Annotated in this window: 23 protein-coding genes; 8 read left to right on the top strand and 15 right to left on the bottom strand. The window is 66.3% G+C overall.

Annotated features, from left to right (window positions below; genetic code table 11):
- The first annotated feature begins 19 nt into the window (after positions 1–19).
- The 4 genes from ahcY to ACK6AU_RS11340 all read left to right on the top strand — a co-directional run bounded on the left by ahcY (position 20) and on the right by ACK6AU_RS11340 (position 5478).
- On the top strand, positions 20–1429 hold the full coding sequence (gene ahcY / locus ACK6AU_RS11355; RefSeq protein ID WP_022641583.1) for an adenosylhomocysteinase: 1410 nt from the start codon (positions 20–22) through the stop codon (positions 1427–1429).
- A 190-nt stretch (positions 1430–1619) separates the two neighbouring features.
- A complete protein-coding gene (metF, locus tag ACK6AU_RS11350; RefSeq protein ID WP_409299359.1) occupies positions 1620–2465 on the top strand; it encodes a methylenetetrahydrofolate reductase [NAD(P)H] in 846 nt (281 codons plus the stop codon).
- Between the two features lie 119 nt (positions 2466–2584).
- The gene (locus ACK6AU_RS11345; protein WP_185697086.1) at positions 2585–3400 is read left to right on the top strand and encodes an ABC transporter substrate-binding protein; all 816 of its coding nucleotides are present in this window, start codon (positions 2585–2587) and stop codon (positions 3398–3400) included.
- 224 nt (positions 3401–3624) lie between these two features.
- Complete coding sequence (locus tag ACK6AU_RS11340; protein WP_409299356.1) at positions 3625–5478, top strand: DEAD/DEAH box helicase; 1854 nt, start codon at positions 3625–3627, stop codon at positions 5476–5478.
- Between the two features lie 153 nt (positions 5479–5631).
- Here ACK6AU_RS11340 and ACK6AU_RS11335 read toward each other — a convergent pair whose 3' ends face one another.
- Both ACK6AU_RS11335 and ACK6AU_RS11330 read right to left on the bottom strand, forming a co-directional pair.
- Positions 5632–6228 carry a YceI family protein gene (locus tag ACK6AU_RS11335; RefSeq protein WP_185697084.1) on the bottom strand — a complete coding sequence of 199 codons (597 nt, stop codon included), beginning with the start codon at positions 6226–6228 and terminating at the stop codon, positions 5632–5634.
- Between the two features lie 32 nt (positions 6229–6260).
- Complete coding sequence (locus ACK6AU_RS11330) at positions 6261–6812, bottom strand: cytochrome b (protein WP_185697083.1); 552 nt, start codon at positions 6810–6812, stop codon at positions 6261–6263.
- Between the two features lie 322 nt (positions 6813–7134).
- On the opposite strand from ACK6AU_RS11330, the gene ACK6AU_RS11325 reads away from it, so the two are divergent.
- On the top strand, positions 7135–8541 hold the full coding sequence (locus ACK6AU_RS11325; RefSeq protein WP_185697082.1) for an adenosylmethionine--8-amino-7-oxononanoate transaminase: 1407 nt from the start codon (positions 7135–7137) through the stop codon (positions 8539–8541).
- 70 nt (positions 8542–8611) lie between these two features.
- Positions 8612–9331: a 16S rRNA (uracil(1498)-N(3))-methyltransferase gene (locus tag ACK6AU_RS11320; protein ID WP_185697081.1), complete on the top strand. Its 720-nt coding sequence runs from the start codon at positions 8612–8614 to the stop codon at positions 9329–9331.
- A gap of 84 nt (positions 9332–9415) precedes the next feature.
- Here the strand turns inward: ACK6AU_RS11320 and ACK6AU_RS11315 are convergent, their stop codons facing one another.
- From ACK6AU_RS11315 to ACK6AU_RS11305, 3 genes are read right to left on the bottom strand one after another with little or no spacing between them, the layout of a single operon-like run.
- Positions 9416–10321, bottom strand: coding sequence for a transporter substrate-binding domain-containing protein (locus ACK6AU_RS11315; protein WP_409299353.1), 906 nt, complete (start codon positions 10319–10321; stop codon positions 9416–9418).
- A 29-nt stretch (positions 10322–10350) separates the two neighbouring features.
- Positions 10351–10701 carry a RidA family protein gene (locus ACK6AU_RS11310; protein ID WP_409299351.1) on the bottom strand — a complete coding sequence of 117 codons (351 nt, stop codon included), beginning with the start codon at positions 10699–10701 and terminating at the stop codon, positions 10351–10353.
- A 22-nt stretch (positions 10702–10723) separates the two neighbouring features.
- Positions 10724–11965 (bottom strand): D-amino acid dehydrogenase, encoded by a 1242-nt coding sequence (locus tag ACK6AU_RS11305; RefSeq protein WP_185697078.1) that lies wholly within the window; start codon positions 11963–11965, stop codon positions 10724–10726.
- Positions 11966–12072: 107 nt separating this feature from the next.
- On the opposite strand from ACK6AU_RS11305, the gene ACK6AU_RS11300 reads away from it, so the two are divergent.
- Positions 12073–12987, top strand: coding sequence for a LysR family transcriptional regulator (locus tag ACK6AU_RS11300; RefSeq protein ID WP_185697077.1), 915 nt, complete (start codon positions 12073–12075; stop codon positions 12985–12987).
- A gap of 103 nt (positions 12988–13090) precedes the next feature.
- Here ACK6AU_RS11300 and trhA read toward each other — a convergent pair whose 3' ends face one another.
- Positions 13091–13708, bottom strand: a complete 618-nt coding sequence (gene trhA, locus ACK6AU_RS11295) for a PAQR family membrane homeostasis protein TrhA (protein ID WP_409299348.1) — start codon at positions 13706–13708, stop codon at positions 13091–13093.
- Positions 13709–13908: 200 nt separating this feature from the next.
- On the opposite strand from trhA, the gene ACK6AU_RS11290 reads away from it, so the two are divergent.
- The gene (locus ACK6AU_RS11290; RefSeq protein WP_409299346.1) at positions 13909–14823 is read left to right on the top strand and encodes a LysR substrate-binding domain-containing protein; all 915 of its coding nucleotides are present in this window, start codon (positions 13909–13911) and stop codon (positions 14821–14823) included.
- A 35-nt stretch (positions 14824–14858) separates the two neighbouring features.
- Here the strand turns inward: ACK6AU_RS11290 and madM are convergent, their stop codons facing one another.
- The 9 genes from madM to mdcA form a co-directional block, all read right to left on the bottom strand.
- On the bottom strand, positions 14859–15623 hold the full coding sequence (gene madM, locus ACK6AU_RS11285) for a malonate transporter subunit MadM (RefSeq protein WP_185697075.1): 765 nt from the start codon (positions 15621–15623) through the stop codon (positions 14859–14861).
- A gap of 1 nt (position 15624) precedes the next feature.
- Positions 15625–16032 (bottom strand): malonate transporter subunit MadL, encoded by a 408-nt coding sequence (madL, locus tag ACK6AU_RS11280; protein ID WP_185697074.1) that lies wholly within the window; start codon positions 16030–16032, stop codon positions 15625–15627.
- Between the two features lie 67 nt (positions 16033–16099).
- Positions 16100–17035 carry a malonate decarboxylase subunit epsilon gene (mdcH, locus tag ACK6AU_RS11275; protein WP_409299343.1) on the bottom strand — a complete coding sequence of 312 codons (936 nt, stop codon included), beginning with the start codon at positions 17033–17035 and terminating at the stop codon, positions 16100–16102.
- The gene (locus ACK6AU_RS11270) at positions 17032–17661 is read right to left on the bottom strand and encodes a malonate decarboxylase holo-ACP synthase (protein ID WP_409299341.1); all 630 of its coding nucleotides are present in this window, start codon (positions 17659–17661) and stop codon (positions 17032–17034) included. Before ACK6AU_RS11270 ends, mdcH begins: the two co-directional genes overlap by 4 nt.
- Positions 17655–18458 (bottom strand): biotin-independent malonate decarboxylase subunit gamma, encoded by an 804-nt coding sequence (gene mdcE / locus ACK6AU_RS11265; RefSeq protein WP_409299339.1) that lies wholly within the window; start codon positions 18456–18458, stop codon positions 17655–17657. The genes ACK6AU_RS11270 and mdcE overlap by 7 nt, the downstream gene beginning before the upstream one ends.
- Positions 18455–19306, bottom strand: a complete 852-nt coding sequence (locus tag ACK6AU_RS11260; RefSeq protein ID WP_409299337.1) for a biotin-independent malonate decarboxylase subunit beta — start codon at positions 19304–19306, stop codon at positions 18455–18457. The genes mdcE and ACK6AU_RS11260 overlap by 4 nt, the downstream gene beginning before the upstream one ends.
- The gene (locus ACK6AU_RS11255) at positions 19299–19598 is read right to left on the bottom strand and encodes a malonate decarboxylase subunit delta (protein WP_022641603.1); all 300 of its coding nucleotides are present in this window, start codon (positions 19596–19598) and stop codon (positions 19299–19301) included. The genes ACK6AU_RS11260 and ACK6AU_RS11255 overlap by 8 nt, the downstream gene beginning before the upstream one ends.
- Positions 19598–20467: a triphosphoribosyl-dephospho-CoA synthase gene (locus ACK6AU_RS11250; RefSeq protein WP_409299335.1), complete on the bottom strand. Its 870-nt coding sequence runs from the start codon at positions 20465–20467 to the stop codon at positions 19598–19600. The genes ACK6AU_RS11255 and ACK6AU_RS11250 overlap by 1 nt, the downstream gene beginning before the upstream one ends.
- Complete coding sequence (gene mdcA, locus ACK6AU_RS11245; protein ID WP_185697068.1) at positions 20467–22143, bottom strand: malonate decarboxylase subunit alpha; 1677 nt, start codon at positions 22141–22143, stop codon at positions 20467–20469. Before mdcA ends, ACK6AU_RS11250 begins: the two co-directional genes overlap by 1 nt.
- Between the last annotated feature and the right edge of the window lie 16 nt (positions 22144–22159).

Below are 22159 nucleotides of genomic sequence, written 5' to 3'. Positions count from 1 at the left end.
TTACGAATGGAGGCTCTTCATGAGCGCTGTCAACACGCCTGCAGATTTTACCGATTACAAAGTCGCCGATATTTCCCTGGCCGCCTGGGGCCGCCGCGAAACCATCATCGCCGAGTCGGAAATGCCGGCCCTGATGGGTCTGCGTCGCAAGTACCTGGCCGAACAACCCCTCAAGGGCGCGAAGATCCTCGGCTGCATCCACATGACCATCCAGACCGCCGTGCTGATCGAGACCCTGGTTGCCCTGGGCGCCGAGGTTCGCTGGTCGTCCTGCAACATCTTCTCCACCCAGGACCAGGCCGCTGCCTCCATCGCCGCCGCCGGTATCCCGGTCTTCGCCTGGAAAGGCGAGACCGAGCAAGAGTACGAGTGGTGCCTGGAGCAGACCATCCTCAAGGACGGCAAGCCGTGGGACGCCAACATGATCCTCGACGACGGCGGCGACCTGACCGAGCTGCTGCACAAGAAATACCCTGCCGTCCTGGAACGCGTCCACGGCGTGACCGAAGAAACCACCACCGGCGTGCACCGCCTGCTGGACATGCTGGCCAAGGGCGAGCTGAAGGTTCCTGCGATCAACGTCAACGACTCGGTGACCAAGAGCAAGAACGACAACAAGTACGGCTGCCGTCACAGCCTGAACGACGCCATCAAGCGCGGTACCGACCACCTGCTGTCCGGCAAGCAAGCCCTGGTGATCGGCTACGGTGACGTGGGCAAGGGCTCGGCCCAGTCCCTGCGCCAGGAAGGCATGATCGTCAAGGTCACCGAAGTCGACCCGATCTGCGCCATGCAAGCCTGCATGGACGGTTTCGAGCTGGTCTCGCCGTTCATCGACGGTATCAACGACGGCACCGAAGCGAGCATCAACAAGGACCTGCTGGGCAAGATCGACCTGATCGTGACCACCACCGGTAACGTCAATGTTTGCGACGCGAACATGCTCAAGGCCCTGAAGAAGCGCGCCGTGGTCTGCAACATCGGCCACTTCGACAACGAAATCGACACCGCCTTCATGCGCAAGAACTGGGCATGGGAAGAAGTGAAGCCCCAGGTACACAAGATCCACCGTACCGGCCACGGCGATTTCGACCCGCAGAACGACGACTACCTGATCCTGCTGGCCGAAGGCCGCCTGGTGAACCTGGGTAACGCCACCGGTCACCCAAGCCGCATCATGGATGGTTCGTTCGCCAACCAGGTCCTGGCCCAGATCTTCCTGTTCGGCCAGAAGTACGCCGACCTGTCGCCAGCCCAGAAAGCCGAGCGCCTGACCGTTGAAGTGCTGCCCAAGAAACTCGACGAAGAAGTGGCCCTGGAAATGGTCCGCGGCTTCGGTGGCGTGGTCACTCAACTGACCAAGCAACAGGCCGACTACATCGGCGTGACCGTCGAAGGCCCGTTCAAACCGGACGCCTACCGCTACTAAGAGCAGCTGCAAGCCTTGAGCTTCAAGCGGCAAGTAAAGGCCAAAAGCCGACCTTGCCGCACGAAGCCCACGGCTTGGCCCCCATTTGCCAAAACAGTGTCAGGCTCCAGGCTCCAGGTACAAGAGACGAGCGCACCCCCGCTTCTCTTGCAGCTTGCAAGCTTGCGGCTTGTAGCTGGAGGTTTCCTCCATGTCCCAAGACCGTCGCTACAGCTTCGAGTTCTTCCCCACCAAGACCGATGCTGGGCATGAAAAACTGCTCGCCACTGCCCGTCAGCTGGCCGACTACAACCCCGACTTCTTCTCCTGCACCTACGGCGCCGGCGGTTCGACCCGTGATCGTACGGTCAACACCGTGCTGCAGTTGGAGAACGAAGTAAAAGTCCCTTCGGCACCGCACCTGTCCTGCGTGGGCGACAGCAAGGACGATCTGCGCGGCCTGCTGCAGCAATACCAGGCAGCCGGCATCAAGCGTATCGTCGCCCTGCGCGGCGACTTGCCCTCGGGCATGGGCATGGCCAGCGGCGAGCTGCGCCACGCCAATGACCTGGTGAACTTCATTCGTGAAGAGACCGGCAGTCATTTCCACATCGAAGTCGCCGCCTACCCGGAAATGCACCCGCAAGCGCGCAATTTCGAGGACGACCTGCAGAACTTCGTGCGCAAGGCCAACGCCGGTGCCGACAGCGCGATCACCCAGTACTTCTTCAACGCCGACAGCTACTTCTACTTCGTCGAGCGCGTGCAGAAGCTGGGCGTGAACATCCCGATCGTGCCGGGCATCATGCCGATCACCAACTACAGCAAGCTGGCGCGCTTCTCCGACGCCTGCGGCGCCGAGATCCCGCGCTGGATCCGCAAGCAGCTGGAAGCCTATGGCGACGACAGCACCAGCATCCAGGCCTTCGGCACACAGGTCATCAGCCAGATGTGCGAACGCCTGCTGCAAGGCGGCGCCCCGGGATTGCATTTCTACACCCTGAACCAGGCGGAACCGAGCCTGGCGATCTGGAACAACCTGAAGCTGCCGCGCTGACCGGCAAGGCAACACCGGCCCCGGTGCCGACCGGGGCCTCCATACCCGCGCCAGGCCTGATCTAGAGCGCCAGGAACTGCCCCTAGCATTTGCATGATCTCTCGGCGTACTCTCCAGCAATGTCCGTCATTGCCCGGTTGCTGACCACCCTTCTCTGCGCTTGCCTGAGCCTCGCCGCCCATGGCGAGACGCTACGCATCGTCACCGAACCCTGGGCCCCCTATGTCTACGAGGAAAACGGCAAGCCCCTGGGGCTGGACTACGAGACCACCGCCATCGTCTTCCAGCGCCTGGGCATCGAGGTGCAATGGCAGTTCCTGCCCTGGAAGCGCTGCCTGGCGATGCTGGAAACCGGTCAGGCCGACGGCGCTCTGGATATCTTCCACAGCGACGAGCGCGACAGCACCCTGCTCTACCCCAGCGAGGCGCTATCGGAAGTCGAGTTCGTGATGTTCTACGCCAACCGCCGCCCCCATCCGTTCAAGCGCCTGGACGAGCTCAAGGGCCTGACCATCGGCACCTCCCCTGGCTACCTGTACAGCGAAGATTTCAGCAACTCCACGCTATTCAACCGTGAGCCCGCCCCCACCCACGAGGCCAACTTCGGCAAATTGCTGTTGGGCCGGATCGACCTGCTGATCACCGACAAGCGGGTCGGCCAGCACCTGCTGGACACCCTCGGCATCCGCGACCAGATCAGCCAGAACCCCCTGGTCGTCAGCCGCCAGCAGCAATACTTGGCGGTGCGCCGCCAGGCTGGCATGGACCTGCTGGTGCAGCGCTTCGGTGCCGAACTCAAGCGTTTCAAGCGTGAACCGGGCTATGCCGCGCTGAGCGCCAAATATGGCGCGGAACCCGTGCTGCCGCCTGTCAGATCCTCTTCGACCCGCGAATCGGAAAAAACCGTTGAGCAGCAGGAAAGCGGCGCGCATTGAATGCTCTGTTATACTCCGGCCTCCCGCCAGGCTCACGCCCGGACGCTGGGATCCTGTTCAAGACATCTCCACCCCGCTACGGCGCAGCCGACCGGCCCGCGCGAGCCCTCGGTGGATGTCTTCCCAGGCCAGCAGGACCGGACGGGATTGCGTCCTCTTGAACGCCATTCGCGCCCGGCAAGATCATCCCTTTGGGCCAAGCCCTCACTAAAACAGGATTACTCATGTCCTTTGCTTCCCTCGGTCTCTCCGAGGCTTTAGTCGGCGCCATCGAAGCAGCCGGCTATACCCAGCCTACTCCGGTGCAACAGCGGGCCATTCCCGCCGTGTTGCAAGGTCGCGATCTGATGGTCGCGGCACAGACAGGTACTGGTAAAACCGGCGGTTTCGCCCTCCCGATCCTGGAGCGGCTGTTTCCCAATGGTCATCCGGACAAATCCCAACGTCACGGCCCGCGCCAGCCTCGCGTCCTGGTCCTGACCCCGACTCGCGAACTGGCCGCGCAGGTGCACGACAGCTTCAAGCTGTACGCCCGCGACCTGAAGTTCGTCAGCGCCTGCATCTTCGGCGGCGTCGGCATGAACCCGCAGGTGCAGGCCATGGCCCGTGGCGTCGACGTGCTGGTGGCCTGCCCCGGCCGCCTGCTGGACCTGGCCGGCCAGGGCAGCATCGACCTGTCGCACGTGGAAATCCTGGTCCTGGACGAAGCCGACCGCATGCTCGACATGGGCTTCGTCCATGACGTCAAGAAAGTCCTCGCCCGCCTCCCGGCCAAGCGCCAGAACCTGCTGTTTTCCGCGACCTTCTCCAAGGACATCACGGACCTGGCCAGCAAGCTCCTGCACGACCCCGAGCGCATCGAGGTCACCCCGCCGAACACCACGGTGGAGCGGATCGAGCAGCGGGTCTTCCGCCTGCCGGCCAGCCACAAGCGCGCGCTGCTGGCGCACCTGATCACCGCAGGTGCCTGGGAACAGGTCCTGGTGTTCACCCGCACCAAGCACGGCGCCAACCGCCTGGCCGAATACCTGGACAAGCATGGCCTGAGCGCCATGGCGATCCACGGCAACAAGAGCCAGAACGCCCGCACCAAGGCCCTGGCCGACTTCAAGGCCGGCGAAGTGCGGATCCTGGTGGCGACCGATATCGCCGCCCGCGGCCTGGACATCGACCAACTGCCCCATGTGGTCAACTTCGAGCTGCCCAACGTCGACGAAGACTACGTCCACCGTATCGGCCGTACTGGCCGGGCCGGCCGTTCGGGCGAGGCCATCTCCCTGGTGGCCCCGGACGAAGAGAAGCTGCTCAAGAGCATCGAGCGCATGACCAAACAGAAGATCGCCGATGGCGACCTGATGGGCTTCGATGCCAGCGCGGTGGAAGCCGAGAAACCAGAAGTGCGCGAGCGTCCGGACACCCGTAACTCGCGCAACGCCCGCGCGCCCCGCGGCGACAACCCGAATGGCGGCGGTGGCGGTCGCAAGGACAAGGGCAAGGACAAGGGCGGCAAGGACAAGCCGGCCCGTGGCGAGCGCCAGGCTCGCGAGCAGAAGCCTCGCGAAAAAGCCGCGCCGCGCGAACAACGCCAGCCAGTCCCAAGCCCGGACCGGGCGCCGGACGAGTTCCTCGATGACGACGTGGACAACTTCGGCAACCGCGCCGACTACGTCAGCCCGTACCAGAACAAGGGCAACCAGCAAGGCCGCGGCCGTCGCCCCGCAACCCCGGGCCAGGGCACTGGCGGCAATGGGCAGCGCAACGGCGGCCAGGGTCGCAATGGCAATCCGCGCAACGGTAGCGGAGCCAGCAACAGCAACGGTGGCACGCCGGCCAAACGCAACGGCCAGCGCAATGGTGCTTCCCGTGATGGCCAGGGCCGTCGCGACGATTCGCGCAACCGTCGTGGCCGTGACGATCAAGGCCGCCAGGAACCTGCCGTGCAGAATCCTCGGAGCGTCCAGCCGAAGATCATGCACAAGGAGTCCAAGGTCGATCGCTTCCCGACGCCTGAACAACTGGAACAGTTGCCAAGCCGCCCACGGGGCGAAAAACCGGCCCTGCTGACGCGTAACCGCTAAGCGAGCTGCAATGCAAAACGCCCTCGGTTGGAGCCGGGGGCGTTTTCTTGTGCGTGCCGTGGGCGCGAACGCGCCGATGGCAGCAGCGCGGCGCAGATCGCGAAGGCCCTGCGGGCCTTGTCGCAGCCTGCGGCAGCGGCTACAGGCGAAGCATTACTTGGCTTTCACACCTTCGAAGGTGATGTACAGGTCGACGTTATTGGACGCCGGGCCCAGGTCCATCATCTTGCCGAAGTCCTGGCGATTGATGCTGGTGGTGCCTTCGAAGCCAGCGCGGTAGCCGCCCCATGGATCCTTGCCTTCACCCAGGAAGGTGGCCTTGACCACGACAGGCTTGGTCACGCCATGCAGGGTCAGGTCGCCGGCTACGTCGGCGGTCAGCTTGCCATCAGCGTTCTTGCCGGTTGGCTTGACGCTGGTGGAGACGAACTTGGCGTCGGCAAACTTGCCAGCGTCCAGGAAGTCCTTGCTGGTGATGTGCTTGTCACGCTCGGCGTGGTTGGTGAACACGCTGGCGGTACGCACGTTGACTTCGATCTTGGCGTCTTCAGGCTTGGCCGCGTCGAAGCTGAACTTGCCGTCCAGGTCCTTGAAGGTACCGGTGATGAAGCTGTAGCCCAGGTGGCTGATCTTGAAGTCGACGAAGGCGTGCTGGCCTTCCTTGTCGATCACGTAGTCCGCTGCCATTGCCTGGCCGGTCGCCAATACAGCAGATCCGATTGCCAGAGCGGCGAGAGTCTTTTTCAACATGCTTTCCATTCCTTTCGAGTCAAGGTTGAACATCAGGCTTTGCGGCCCAGCATACGGGTGAGGGTCGCATCACGATCGATAAAGTGGTGCTTCAATGCAGCCAGTCCATGGATGCCGGCAAAGACTACCAGCACCCAGGCCAGGTACAAATGCACCGCACCTGCCACATCTGCCTGGTCCGGGAGTCCGGATACCAGGGCAGGAATTTCGAACAAGCCGAATACCGGGATACCCACGCCGTCTGCGGTGGAGATCAGGTAACCGGCGATCATCACCGCGAACAGGCCCAGGTAGAGGAACGCGTGTCCCAGCTTGGCCCCCAGTCGGGTCAGGCGGCCATGATTGGCCGGGGCCGGCGGCGGTGGGCTGACGAACCGCCACAGCACCCGCAGCAGCATGATCGCAAACAGCGTCAGGCCAATGCTCTTGTGCAGGTCCGGCGCGTCTTTGCGCCAGGTACTGTAGTAGTCCAGGCCGACCATCCACAGGCCCAGGGCAAACAGTCCGAATACCGCCAGGGCCACGCCCCAGTGCAGAACAATGCTTACCCAGCCGTAGCGCGAAGAAGAATTACGTAACTGCATTGTGTCGCATCCTGTAAGAAACGCTGGCCAAGACTATCGATTTACCTATCGAATTAAAGCGGAAATTTTCGCTTTGAAATATCGAGAAATACGATCGATAGTCTGTACCGAGCGAGTTAAGTAAAGATTAAGTCCCTCAAGTTCCTCTACGGGCAAGTCCCCCGTCCCCGTGCCTTGGCCTCCATCACCGGCGTCTTTGTCCAGGATGGGCCACACCCGCGGCGCTACCTCGCACAACCAGGTTGTCCCACGGCCATGCATTGCATAGGCTTGCTCGATCGTTTGCCCGCGCCATTTTGCGAGCACCTCCAGGAGACTGTACATGGGCCTGAATAACCAGTGGATGCAACGCGATCTCGCGGTGTTGTGGCATCCCTGCACCCAGATGAAAGACCACGAACAACTGCCGTTGATCCCGATCCGGCGGGGCGAAGGTGTCTGGCTGGAAGATTTCGAGGGCAAGCGCTACCTGGATGCGGTCAGTTCCTGGTGGGTCAACGTGTTCGGCCACGCCAACCCGCGCATCAACCAGCGCATCAAGGACCAGGTCGACCAGCTGGAGCACGTGATCCTGGCCGGCTTCAGCCACCAGCCGGTGATCGAGCTGTCCGAGCGCCTGGTGGCCATGACCCCCGCCGGGCTGGACCGGGTGTTCTACGCCGACAACGGCTCGTCGTGCATCGAAGTGGCGCTGAAGATGAGCTTCCACTACTGGCAGAACACCGGCAAACCGGCGAAGAAGCGCTTCGTCACCCTGACCAACAGCTACCACGGCGAGACCATCGCCGCCATGTCGGTGGGCGACGTGCCGCTGTTCACCGAGACCTACAAGGCCCTGCTGCTGGACACCCTCAAGGTGCCCAGCCCCGACTGCTACCACCGCCCTGAAGGCATGGGCTGGGAAGCGCATTCGCGCAACATGTTCGCCGCCATGGAGCAGACCCTGGCCGAACACCACGAGACGATCTCGGCGGTGATCGTCGAGCCGCTGATCCAGGGCGCCGGCGGCATGCGCATGTACCACCCGGTCTACCTCAAGCTGCTGCGCGAGGCCTGCGACCGCTACGACGTGCACCTGATCCACGACGAAATCGCCGTGGGCTTCGGTCGCACCGGCACCCTGTTCGCCTGCGAGCAGGCCGGCATCCGCCCGGACTTCCTGTGCCTGTCCAAGGCCCTGACCGGCGGCTACCTGCCCCTGGCTGCCTGCCTGACCACCGACAAGGTCTACCAGGCCTTCTACGACGACTACCCGACCCTGCGCGCCTTCCTCCACTCCCACAGCTACACCGGCAACCCGCTGGCCTGTGCCGCGGCGCTGGCGACCCTGGATATCTTCGAACAGGACAACGTGATCCAGGCCAACCAGGCCCTGGCCGCACGCATGGCCAGCGCCACCGCGCACCTGGCCGATCACGCCCACGTCGCCGAGATCCGCCAGACCGGCATGGCGCTGGCCATCGAGATGGTCCAGGACAAGGCCAGCAAGGCCGCCTATCCCTGGCAGGAACGCCGTGGCCTGAAGGTCTTCGAACACGCCCTGAGCCGTGGCGCCCTGCTGCGTCCGCTAGGCAGCGTGGTGTACTTCCTGCCGCCCTACGTGATCACCCCGGAGCAGATCGACTTCCTCGCCGAAGTGGCCAGCGAAGGCATCGACATCGCCACCCGGGACAGCGTCAGCGTGGCGGTGCCCAAGGACTTCCACCCGGGTTTTCGCGATCCGGGCTGAGGCCCGCCCGAGCGTGGCCGCACAGGCCACGCACCCGCCCCCACCGATCCGACTTCAACAGAGACCACAGATGAGATTGTCCCGCTTCTTTATCGACACCCCCCTGGGCCTTGGCGAGCACGAGCTGCCCGAAGCCCAGGCCCACTACATCGCACGGGTGCTGCGCATGGCCGAGGGCGATGCGTTGCAGGTGTTCGACGGTTCGGGGCAGGAGTTTCGCGGCACCCTGGTGGAGGTGGGCAAGAAGCGCGTGCGGATCAGCCTCGACGAGAGCTTCGCCGGCCAGCCCGAGTCGCCGCTGCGTATCCACCTGGGCCAGGGCCTGTCCCGTGGCGAACGCATGGATTGGGCGATCCAAAAAGCCACCGAGCTGGGTGTCGACCAGATCACGCCGATCTTCAGCGAACGCTGCGAGGTGCGGCTCAAGGATGAACGGGCCGACAAGCGCCTGCTGCATTGGCGCCAGGTGGCCATCAGCGCCTGCGAGCAGTGCGGGCGCTCCAAGGTCCCGGTGATCCACCCGCCGCTGTTGCTGGCGGATTGGCTCAAGCAGACCGCCGCCGACCTCAAGCTGGTGCTGCACCCGGTGGCCCAGCCACTGGAAAGCCACGCCCGCCCGGGCACCCTGGCCTTCCTGATCGGCCCCGAGGGCGGCCTGTCCGACGCCGAAGTCGAACAGGCCCAGGGCGCCGGTTTCCTGCCGGCGCGCCTGGGTCCACGGGTACTGCGTACGGAAACCGCGCCAGTGGTGGCCCTGGCCGTGGCCCAGCAGCTCTGGGGCGACTTCTAGCCCCCCGCCGTTGCCTGGCACACCGTGGCGCCCCATCGCCGGCAAGCCTGGCTCCTACAACAGCCGGCAGGCCACGGGACGGCGTTACTGCACCGGATCGCTGGTGGGCTTGGCGATGATCGCCTTCAGCTCGCTGGTCATGGGGAATTCCAGGTTCAGCCCCTTGGGCGGGATCGGCTGCTCGAACCAGCGCTGGTAGATCCCGTTGATCTCGCCGGAACGATACAGATCCGCCAGGGCGGTGTTGACCAAGGCCAGGAACTGCGGGTCGTCCTTGCGCACCATGCAGCTGTAGATCTCCCGCGACTGCTCCTCGCCCACCACGATCCAGTTGTGCGGATCACGGGCCTTGGCCCGCTCGCCGTAAAGCAGCGCATCGTCCATGTAGAACGCCGCCGCGCGCCCCGACTGGAGCATCTGGAAGGCTTCGCCGTGGTCCTTGGCGCTGATCACGAACATGTCGATCTTGTGCTCGACGTTGTAGCTCTTGAGAAAGCGCTCGTTGGTGGTGCCGGCGGTGGTCACCACATTCTTGCCCCGCAGGTCGGCGAAGCTCTTGATCCCGCTGTCCTTGGCGGTCAGCAACTGGCCCTTGACGTAGATGAAGCCATAGGAGAAGGCCACCTGCTTCTGGCGCTCGGCCGTCACCCCGGTGGAGCCGCATTCCAGGTCCACGGTGCCGTTCTGCACCAGCGGAATGCGGGTCTGGGAGGTCACCAGGTTGTACTTCACCGCCAGCTTGGGCAGCTGCAACTGCTGCTGGATGCGTTCCACCACCTTGCCCGCCAGCTCCACGGAATAACCCATGGGCTTGCCGCTGTTGTCCGCCACGTAGGAAAACGGCACCGAGGCATCGCGATATCCCAAGGTAATACTGGCGCTGTTGGCGATCTTGGCCAGGGTTCCCTCCAGGGGCGCCTCGTTGGCCTGGGCCATGGCGCTGAACAGCAGGCCCAGGGTGCAGCCGAGCAACGTGATCTTCTTGTGCATTGTTATTCTCCGTTGGGGATGAAGGCGCTTCAGCGACGGGTGGCGATGATACTGATTTCGACGAGGATGTCCGGGCGCGCCAGGGCTGCCTGCAAAGTGGTGCGCGCCGGAGCCTGGCCGGGGGACAGCCAGGCCGACCACACCTCGTTCATGCCGGCGAAATCCGCCTGGATGTCCTTGAGATAAATGGTGGCGTTGAGCACGTGGTCCTTGTCGCTGCCGACCTCGGCCAGCAGCGCATCGATCTTCTCCAGGACCTCGCGGGTCTGGCCGGCGATGTCCTGGCTGGCCTCCGGCACCTGGCCGGAAAGGAACACCAGTTCGGCGAAGGTCACGGCGCCACTCAGGCGGTTGTTGCTATGCAGACGCTGGATACTCATTGGAAACACTCCTGGTGATGACTCAGGCGGCGCGTGGCGCCAGGCCCTGCATGTCGATACTGGTGGGACGCTGGCCGATCAGTTCGCCCAGCAACTGGCCGCTGCCACAGGCCAGGGTGAAACCCAGCGCGCCATGGCCGAGGTTGAGCCACAGGTTGCGGTAGGCGGTGCCCCCCACCAGCGGCACGCCGCTGGGGGTCGCCGGGCGCATGCCGGCCCATTCCACGGCGGCCTGGTAATCGCCGGCATGGGCGAAGGTCTGCGCCGCCTGGCGCCGCAGCAGGGCCAGGCGCCCGGGGTCCGGGGCCGGGTCGAAGCCGACGATATCGACCATGGCCGCGACCCGTAGCTGCTGGCCGATCCGCGCGTAGACGATCTTGCGGTTGTAGTCGGTGATGCTGATTTCCGGCGCTCGGTGCTGCGGGCCGATGGGCGCGCTGAGGCTGTAGCCCTTGAGCGGGTACAGCGGCAGCTTGAGCCCAGGCAGCTGCAACTCGGAGCTGCGGTGCCCGGCAGCCAGCACCAGGTGGTCCACCGCCAGCTGGCGCTCGCCCAGGTCGATGGCCTGTACCCGGTCGCCCTGGTGCCGGATGCCGCGAACTCGCTGCCCAAGGAGGATCTGGCAACGTCCGGACGCCCGCAGGCGTGCCGCCAACTGCTGGCAGAAAGCATGGCAGTCGGCCACCTCTTCGTCCGGGGTATAGATGCCACCGATGAAGGGCGCATCGCCCAGGGCCGGCTCCAGGCTGGCGCATTCGGCCCCCGTCAGCACCTGCTGCTGGCGCGGGTCGGACAGGTTGTGCCGGGCGTGTTCGAAACTGCCGGCCTCACGAAAGGTCACCAGCTTGCCGTTGCGCCGCCAGTCGAAGTCCGCCAGGCCGTCGGCTTCGCGCCAGGTCTTGAGGGTCTCCTGGCTGAGCAGCGCCAACCGCAGCAAATGGGCGCCATTGCGCTGGTTCACCGAGTGCCGGCAAGCCCCCAGGAACCCCGCCAGCCAGCGCCACTGCGCCGGGTCCAGGCGTGGCCGCAGGCGCAACGGCGAATCGCCCTTGAGCATCCAGCCCAGGGCCTGCCAGGGCACGCCAGCATCGGCCAGCGGCGCCACGTAGCGATAGGACAGCTGGCCGCCGTTGGCGAAGCTGGTCTGGCTGCCGAGGCTGTCCTGGGCTTCCACCAGGGTCACCTCCAGGCCCTGGCGGACCAGGGCATAGGCGCTGGCCAGGCCAATGACGCCACCACCGATGATGCAAACCCGCTGACTCATGATTGCCCCTGGACCGTCGTTCGATGGACCCAAGGTTAGGGGCAGGTGACAGGCGCCGGACAATGAATAAAGATGGACCACCCATAAACAAAGGTTATGGACTTGCCATGCGCCTTCGCCATATCGAGATCTTCCAGGCCATCCGCCAGACCGGCTCCATCAGCGGTGCCGCGCAATTGCTGCACGTCTCGCAGCCGGCGGTGACCAAAGTGCTGCAGCACGCCGAACTGCAGCTGGGTTTCCCGCTGTTCCTGCGGGTGCGCGGCAAGCTGCAACCGACCCCGGAAGCCCTGGAGCTGGAGCGGGAGGTGGACAAGGTCAGCGAGAGCCTGCAGGGCGTGCGCCGCCTGGCCCAGAACCTGCGCCGGGCGCCGGGCCACAGCCTGCGCATCGGCGCCACCCCGGCCCTGGCCCTGGCCTTGCTGCCGCCGGCCATCAGCGAGTGGACCCGGCGCTACCCGGACAGCCTCTGCGAGCTGTCCAGCGCCCACAGCCGCGAACTGGTGCAGAACCTGTTGATGCGCGAAATCGATGTGGCCCTGACCCTGCAACGCCCGGATCACCCCGGCCTGAACGGCCAGGTCCTGGCCCAGGGCGTGCTGGTGGCCCTGGCCCCGAGCGGCTATTGGCCCGATGGCAGCCTGGGCCAGCCCCTGGCGCTGCAAGAACTGGCAGGCGCACCGCTGATCGGCCTGAGCAGCGCCGACCCGCTGTCGGCCCGGCTCGACGGTTATCTCAAGGCCGTGGAACCACCACCCCGGGTGAGCATCGCGGTCCAGACCTATTCCCTGGCCCGGGCCATGGTGGAGTCCGGCGCCGGCCTGGCGCTGATCGATCCCTTCACCGCCCTGGGCGCGTCCTCGGCCAGCACCGCGATCCGCCCCCTGAGCCCGTCGCTGCCCATCACCCTGTATGCCGTGAGCCGGGCCGCCGAACCGCCGCCCCATACCTTGAGCAGCTTGCTGGAGATCTTTGGCGGGCAGGCCCAGGAGCAACTGGATCGGTTGATGGCCGCCGATTGAGGCCGCCGGTCAGGATGTCATCGCGAGCCAGCTTCGCTCCTACACAGGGATCACCGTACCTGTAGGAGCGAGGCTACCCGCGCGGAACGATAAGGCGTGCCGATCACAACACATAGAACAGGATGGCGACGAAGTGCAGCAGGCTGCCGGCGATGACGAACAGGTGCCAGATGCCGTGGGCGTGGCGCAGGCGGTTGTCGAGGGCGAAGAAGATGATCCCCACGGTGTACACCCCCCCGCCCGCCGCCAGCCAGGTGAAGCCCGCCGGCCCCAGGGCCGCCAGCAGCGGCTTGACCGCCACCAGCACGATCCAGCCCATCACCGCGTAGATCACGATGGACAGGACCCGCGCTTCGGAGCGCGGCTTGATCTCCTGCAGGATGCCGATCAAGGCCAGGCCCCAGACGATGCCGAACAGGGTCCAGCCCCAGGGCCCGCGCAAGGTCACCAGGCAGAACGGCGTGTAGCTGCCGGCGATCAGCAGGTAGATCGAGAAGTGATCGACCTTCTGCATGATGTTCTTCGCCCGCCCCCGCACGCTGTGGTAGACCGTGGACACGCTGTAGAGCACCAGCAAGGTGAAGGCATAGATCGCCACCCCGACGATCTTCCACGGGCTGCCGTCGAGGCTGGCCAGCACCACCAGCCAGATACCGCCGATAAACGCCGCGACCGCCCCCAAGAGGTGGGTCCAGGCGTTGAGTCTTTCTCCGTGATACATCGATCAGTCACCCTGAAAACATCCACAACCATCCCAGCAGACCCACTGCGGGCCGCTGCGTTCGACCGCAAGGCCAGCGACGGGCCTGCGCCTGCAGTGTGCAAGCGCAATATGTCCATGGGGGCGCGCCGCTGAAAAAACCAGCGGTCACATGACGACTCATCGGGCATCATCAGGCCCTCGCCACCAGAGTCCGGACCATGCTCATCGACGAAGAGTTGACCCTCAAAAAACTCGAAGTGTTTCTGGCCTTCATGCGCACCGGCAACCTGGCTCGCGCCGCCAGCGAACTGCAAACCAGCAATGTCAGCGTGCACCGGGCCATCCACTCCCTGGAAAACGCCCTGCGCTGCCCGCTGTTCAAGCACGAAGGACGCAACCTGACCCCGCTGGAAAGCGCCTTTGTGCTGGAAGAGCGGGCGCAGAAGCTGGTGCAGGACGTGGTCGAGAGCGTGCGCCTGACCCGTGAAGCCGCTGGTTTCTCGGCAGAACGTTTCAAGCTCGGCGCGCTTTACTCCCTGACCGTGAAAACCGTGCCGCAACTGATCATGGGCCTGAAGCTGCGGCGCAGCGAGCTGAACATCGACCTGATCCTGGGCTCCAACATCGATCTTTTATACAAGCTCAAGAACATGGAAGTGGATGCGATCCTGGTATCCCTGGACGACAGCGTCAGCGATCCGGACTGCGAACAGCTGCCGCTGTTCTCCGACGATATCTTCCTCGCCACCCCGGCCGACTCGCCCTTCGCCCAAGAGCGCGAAGTGGACCTGGCGGCTGTGCGCGACGCCACGTTCATCACCCTGACCCAGGGTTTCGCCACCCACCAGGACGGCGTGCGGGTGTTCAGGCAAGCGGGGTTCGAGCCGAAGGTGGCGATGCAGGTCAACGATATCTTCACCCTGCTGAGCATGGTCAGCTCGGGGGTGGGTTATGCGCTGCTGCCGGGCAGGATCGCCGCCGTCTACGAGAACCGCGTGAAGCTGATACCGCTGCAGGCGCGCTACCGCCTGCAGCAACATATCGGCGTGGTCTTCCTCAAGGCCAAGGAGCGCGACCCGAACCTGCTGGCGCTGCTGGCCGAATGCCGGATGTATGCCAACCGGCAGGGTTAGAGCGCCAGAGTGTCGCAGGTGTGCATGACATCGGGTCAGCCCACCAGCCCACGCACGATGAAAAACAGCAGCGACGGCCCCAGCAGGCACCCCAACCCGGTGTGGAAGGTCGCCGTCAGCGCCCCATAGGGCACCAGGCGCCGATCGGTGGCCGCAAGCCCGGCGGTGACCCCACTGACGGTCCCGGCCAAGCCACCGAACACCATGGCCGAACGCGGGTTGTCCAGGCCCATCCAGCGGGCCGCCATGGGCGTGCCCACCATCACCAGGATCGCCTTGATCAGGCCGGTGGCGATCGACAGCGCCACCACATCGGAGCTGGCGCCGATGGCCGCGCCGGTCACCGGGCCGACGATGTAGGTCACGGCGCCGGCACCGAGGGTGGTCATGCTCACCGCATCGCGATAGCCAAAGCTCCAGGCGATGCTCGCCCCGACGATGAACGGCAGCACCGTGCCCAGCAGCAGCGCCACGGCGCCGATCAACCCGGCCTTGCGGGCCTCGGTGGCCTGGACTTCGAAGGCCGTGGCGACGATGGCGAAATCCCGCAGCATGGCACCGCCCATCAGGCCGATGCCGGAAAACAGCGCCAGGTCCGCCAGACCTTTCTGGCCGCCGGTCAGGGTGCCGCCGACCCAGGCCAGGGCCAGGCCGATGACGATGGCGATCGCCGATCCATGCACGCGACCGAAAGTCAGGTGCCGGGACAGCAGCACCGAGACCCACATGATCACGCCGACGAAGGCGAAGGCGGTGACCAGGCCGTTGTGTTCCAGGCCTTTCTCGATCAGGTCCCACATTTCAGCGCCCTCCCGCCGGCGCGGCTTCGATGCCCGGCTCCTGCGGTAGCGGATCGCCCTTGTGGGTCCGGCTGATCAGGGCGATGGTGCAGCCGCACACCAGCACCGAGCCGATGGCTGCCAGCACCGCCACCGGTCCGCCATGTAGCGCGGTGACCACATTCTGCTGGGCGGCCATGGCCACCACCACCGGGATGTACAGGGCGCCCCAGAAGCCGACGCCCATTTCACAGTCCTTGCTCATGCCGCCATGGCGCTGCATCCACAAGCGCGCGCAGATCAGCAGGATCATGGCGATGCCGACCCCGCCGACGTTGGACTTCACCCCCAGCAACACGCCGAGCATGTCGCCGATAATCACTCCCGCCAGCGTGCAGATCGCCAGCAATGCCACACCATAGATAATCATTGTCGTTGTCCTCGCAGTGCATCGTCGAAGTTGTTGTTCTTGTGCTTCGCCAGCCTGGGTCGCGGTTCTATCGGTCGCGGCGGCCCTCCTCGCGCAATAGCGCCTGCAAGGTGTCCGGACGGGCGCCATCGAAGGCGAGCACCGAACCCTGCTCGAACACCCGGCGCGCCAAGCCGCTGAGCACCGCCCCGGGCGGCAGTTCGATCTGCAACCGTACGCCGCGCTCATAGGCGCCCTGCACGGTGCCGCGCCAGTCCACCAGCCGGCACATGTTGAAGGCCAGGTCGTCGCGCAATTGCTCCACCGTGCGCAATGGCCGCGCGCGGCTAGCACTCAGGTACCCCAGCCGGGGCGGCCCCATCGGCACCCTGGCGAACGCCTCGGCCAACCGTTGGGCCGGCTGCTCCAGCAACGGGCAATGGGACGGCACGCTGACCGCCAGGCGCCTGGCCACCACGGCGCCACGGGCCCGGGCCAGTTCGGCCACGGCCTGCATCGCCGCCTCGCTGCCGGCGATCACCACCTGGGTGTCGGCGTTGATATTGGCCAGGTACACCGGCGATTCGCGGCCATGGACCCGGGCCAGCAATGCCTCCACCGTGCCCAGGTCCAGGCCCATCAGCGCGGTCATCCCGTAGCCCTGTGGATAAGCCTGCTGCATCAGCTCCCCGCGCAAGCTCACCAGGCGCAGGGCATCGGCGAAATCCAGGGCCCCGGCCACCACCGCCGCCGGATAGGCGCCGATGGACAGGCCAGCCACGTAGTCCACCGGGCAATCGGCGTGCAGCAGGGTCCGGGCACAGGCCACCCCGGCAATCAGCAGGCACAGCTGCACCGCCCGGGTCCCGGCCAGGGCCTGGGGCGAGTCCAGGCCCAGCACGTCCTGCCCCAGCACATCACTGGCCTCGCGCAGGCAGGCCACGACCTCCGGCCGCTCGGGCAGTCGCTGGAGCATCCCCGGCTGCTGCGCCCCCTGGCCCGGGAATACCAGCAAGCTGCTCATGCCGCCAACTCCCCTGGGCACCAGGGATCGCGCACCAACCGCGCTCCGCTGGCGCTCTTGAGCAGTACCCGCGAGGCGCCCCCGGCCCACTCCCGCAGGGCCAGGCCCCCGGCCGGCAGTTGCAATTGCAGGTCGACCCGGCACACGGCGCCATCGAGCAGTGCCAGCAGCTCCCGCGCCCGGGCCCGGGACAGCGGCTCAGGTGCCCGGAGAATCAGGTCCAGGTCGCTGTCCTGGTGCAATGCGGCCACCCCGCTGGCCAGCTCGAAGCCGGCGCTGCCGCCCACGCCCCAGGCCAGCCCCAGGGCGTCCAGCGGGCCACGCAACTGGTCCAGGGCCTGGAGCGCCGGCCAGGCCCGGCTCGACGGCACGTGGCGCAACGCCTCCGGGCGGACGCCACGCTGCACCGCGTCCAGCGCCAGCAACGCCGGGTAACGCTGCTCCCGGGCCGGGCCACGCAGCCCCACGGCGACCGAACCGGCAGCGCTCACCGCCCGGCGCACCACCACCGGTTGCCCCTGCTCCAGCACCTGCCGCGCCCACTCCGGCGCATCCACCGCCAGTTGCCCGGGCTCCAGGCCCCACAGCAGGTCATGGGGCAACCAGTGAGCGCCGGCGCTCACCATTGCTCCCGCAGCAGTTGGCGGACCCGGCTCGAGGCCTCCCGGTTCGCCGCCCCCAGGCGCCCTTCGAGCCCAACGCCAGCGGCCCGTACATCGACAATGGCTTGCAGCAGGCATTCGCTGACCTGGTCCAGGTCCTGGGGGGTCGGTTGTTCGATGCGCTGCACCGGCAGGGTTTTCCACAAGAGGCCCAGGCCGGCATAGCTGTCGATGTCGTAGGCCATGGGCGGCACGCTGGCGGCCAGGGCTTCCAGTTCCTCGACGCTGCGCAGGGTGACCCGCGCCGCCGAGGCCTTGCCCATGGCGTGCACCATCACGCCCGGGTCGCGCAGGGCGATCAGCCGGTTGGCCTGGTAGCCGTGGGCCAGGAACGCCCCGGACATGGCCTTGCCCACCAGCAAGCCGAGCACCGGATGCCCCGCCAGGCGGGCCCGGGCGTAGCTGTCGGCGGCGCCGGCCAGGGCCTGGTGGATGCCCAGGGCTTCTTCGCGCCGGCCATAGGCCTGGCTCGGCACATCGACGATGGCGATCAGCGGTCGCTTGCGCGGCTGATCGCGGTCGGCGTCGATCACTTCATCCACCGCTTTGGCCAGGCCCCAGCCCTCCAGCAGGCCGACCTCGCCCTGGCGGGCGCGGGGAAAACGATTCTCCGGGTCGGCCACCACAGCGATAAAACGAACCGATTGCCCCCCCAGTTCACCATCGGCCACCCGCAGCGATGGCGGCAGGCCGGCCACCGAAGCGGCGCCGCCACTCAGGGCGTTGAACCAGTTCAGGCCCCGCAAAGAACGTGCACTCATGAGCGGTCTCCTTGATACAGATCGCGAACCGTCGCCGCATCGATTTGCGCCGCCGTGTCCAGCCGGGCCAGGCATTGCAGATAGTGTTCGGCCTGGTGGCTGCGTTGCCGCTCGGGCAGACCGAGGGCCAGCAATTCGCGAACCTGGGCCCGGATCTGCGCCACGTCATCGGCCACATAGCGATCCACCAGGCCGCTGGCGAAACGCTGCTCGCCGCCGCTCAGGCTCCAGATGAAAGGCCGGTCGCGGGAGTCGTACTCCTCGATCCCGGCTTCCTGTTCGATCACCTGCGGCCCGTTCAGGCCCAGCCGCGCTTCTTGGGTCACCAGCAGGTAGCTGCACAGGCCGGCGGCGATCGACATGCCACCGAAGCAGCCGACGCTGCCAGCCACCACGCCAAGCACCGGCTGGTACTGGCGCAGGTCGACGATCGCGGCATGGATATCGGCGATCGCCGCCAACCCCAGGTTGGCCTCCTGCAACCGCACACCGCCGGTCTCCAGCAGCAGCACGGCGCGGGTGGCGATGCCCTGGCGGTTGTCCTCGGCCGCCAGCTCAAGGGCGCCGGCGATCTTCGCCCCGCCCACTTCGCCGAGGCTGCCGCCCTGGAATGCGCCTTCGATGGCGGCGATCACCACCGGCAGCCCAGCGATGCTGCCCTTGGCGATCACCACCCCATCATCGGCCTGGGGCACCACGCCCTGGCGCGGCAACCAGGGCGACATGACCCGCTGGAAAGGGTCGAGCAGTTCGCGAAAGGTGCCGGCGTCCAGCAACGCCCGGGCTCGCTGCCGGGCACCCAGTTCGACGAAGCTGTGCTGGTCGAGCAAGCGTGCGCTGTCAGTCATGGGCGATTTCCTCCAGGCCCTGTTCAAGGCGTAGGCGCACCACCCCCGGGGTGGCGCCGAAGTCATGGATGTCGATCAGCAGCGCCGGTGGCGTCTGCCCGGCGAACATGCGCTGGAACAGGTGCTGCCAGCGTGCGGCGCTGCCATTGACCGAGGTCTGGACCTGGATCTTCAAGGTGCCGGCCGGCGCCGGCTCCAGCAGTACTTCCAGGTCGCCGGAGCCGACACAACCCACCAGCGCACGGCCGCGACCGGAAGGGCCGGCGGGAAATTCAAAGGACAAGGTTTCCATCAGTTCGCTCCCTGGTCGGCGGCGGCCTCGATCCGGTCGAGCAGCAGGCAGGCGGCCAAAAGGTCGGCGGCGCCACCGGGCGAGGCATTCAAGGTCAGAAGTTGCAGGTCCAGCTGGTGCAAGCGCCGGCGTCCGGCCAGGCTGGCGCTGCCGCCGGCCTCCAGCACCGCCCGGGCGCCATCCTGCATGGCCCGCAGGCCCGCTTCGCCCGCGCGGTAGAGCACGCAGGTGTCGGCCAGCCGGGTCATGATCGCCAGCAGCGCATCGAGCCGGGCGTTCTGCTCGCCATGACCCCGGGCACGACTGCGCCGCAGTTGCGGCAGGCCCCATTGCAGCACCGCGGGAAAGCCCTGCTGGGCCTCCTCCCGGGCGCCGCCTACGCCGTAGCGCTGCGCCACCTGGGCACCATGGCTCAAGGGCCGTGGCGCATGCCGGTCTTCCAGCAGCGCCAGGCGCGCGGCGCGCCAGGCGACGCTGCCGGCCGCCCCGGAGCCGGGCTCCAGGGCGGCGGCGGCCACCAGCAGGCCCAGGGCCCAGATCGCCCCACGATGGGTGTTCACCCCGCCGGTGGTGGCCAGCATCGCCCGCTCGCCTTCGCGACCGCTGCGCCCCAAGGCTTCGCGCAGCGGCAAATCGATACGGGCGAATTGTTGCGCGGCCTCGGCCATGTCCTTGAAGGCCGGCCACAGGCTCAGGGCCGAGGCGTGCATCAGGCCCAGGTGCAGGTCACTGTGGGCACCACTGCCACGGCGGTCCACCAGGGCCGGCTTGGGCGACAGGTCGGCCTCGTCGATCAGCGCGTCCACCGCCAGGTCCGCCAGGCGCTCGGCCAGCCCCAGGGGCCGGGATTGCAGGTTGAATGCATGCATTACCAGCTCCTGAACTTGGCAGGTGGGTGATACAGGCCGCCGGACCACTGCACCAGGTCGGCGATGCTCTTGGCCGCCAGCAACTCGCGGCTGGCGTCGGTGCGGCGAATGCCCAGGTCCTCGGGCAAGGCGACCAGGCCCTCGCGGCGCATGCGCTGGGTATCCCTGGGGTCATGCCGCAGGCCGATGGCGGTGACTCCGGCCACGGCGGCGATCATCGCTCGGCGCTCCTCCAGGGTGCGGGCCTTGTACAGGTAGGCGATGCCTTCTTCGGTGAGCAGGTGGGTGACGTCGTCGCCATAGATCATGATCGGCGCCAGGGGCATGCCGCTTTTCTTCGCCACGTCCACCGCGTCCAGGGTCTCGACGAAGGTCGGTTTGCCGCCCTCCTGGAAGGTCTCGACCATCTGCACCACCAGCTTCTTGCCCCGCTCCAGCAGGGCCTGCGGCGCCGCGCCCTGGTCCAGGCGCATGTCCAGCCAGGCCGGGGTGCCATGGCGCCGGCCCCGGGGATCGTGGCCCATGTTCGGCGCTCCGCCGAAACCGGCCAGGCGGCCACGGGTCACGGTGGAGGAATGGCCGTCGCCATCCACCTGCAAGGTGGCGCCGATGAACAGGTCCACCGCGTATTGCCCGGCCAGCTGGCAGAACATCCGGTTGGAGCGCAGGGAACCGTCGCGACCGGTGAAGAACACATCGGGACGGGCGGCAATGTAGCTTTCCATGCCCAGTTCGGTGCCAAAGCAATGCACGCTGTCCACCCAGCCGCTTTCAATGGCCGGGATCAGGGTCGGATGGGGATTGAGGGTCCAGTTGCGGCAGATCTTGCCCTTGAGCCCCAGGGACTCGCCATAGGTGGGCAGGATCAGCTCGATGGCCGCGGTATTGAAGCCGATGCCGTGGTTCAGCGATTGCACGTTGTGCTTCTCGTAGATGCCACGGATCGCCATCATCGCCATCAGCACGTGCACCGGCTTGATATGGCGCGGGTCGCGGGTGAACAGCGGCTCGATGTAGAACGGCTGGTCGGCCACCACCACGAAGTCCACCCAGGAGGCCGGGATATCCACCCGGGGCAACTCGCTGACGTCGTCCACCAGCTGGTTGACCTGGACGATGACGATGCCATCGCTGAAGGCCGCCGGTTCCACCAGCGCCGGGGTGTCCTCGGTGCTCGGGCCGGTGTAGATGTTGCCGGCGCGATCGGCCATGAAACCGGCGCACAGCACCACGTTGGGCGTCAGGTCCACCACCAGCCGGGCATAGAGTTCGATGTAGGTATGGATGGCGCCGACCTCCAGCAGCCCGTCTTCGAGCAACTGGCTGATGCGCAGGCTCTGGGTCCCGGCGAAGGAGAAGTCGAGCTTGCGGGCGATACCGCGTTCGAACAGGTCCAGGTGCTCGGCGCGACCGACGCTGGGCATGATCATGTGCAGGTCGTGGAGCCTGGCCGGATCGACCTTGGCCAGGGACCGGGAAAGGAAGTCCGCCTGCTTCTGGTTGTTGCCCTCCAGCACCACCCGGTCGCCGGGCAGGATCAGCGCCTCCAGCGCCGCGACGATCTTGTCGGTCGGCAACACCACGCCATCGGCGATGGCCCGCACCTGCTCGAGGCGCCGCTGCTTCTCGCTGCGCCGCCGCGACCAGCGCGGGTCGGGAGATAGTGTCGTTGTCATGCTCGCTCCACAGGTT

The sequence above is a fragment of the Pseudomonas sp. KCJK8993 genome, assembly GCF_046230915.1.
In the GTDB taxonomy this organism is placed as follows: Bacteria; Pseudomonadota; Gammaproteobacteria; order Pseudomonadales; family Pseudomonadaceae; genus Aquipseudomonas; species Aquipseudomonas piscis.
Note: the sequence above shows the minus strand (reverse complement) of the source record. Positions and strands in the feature narration are given on the sequence as shown.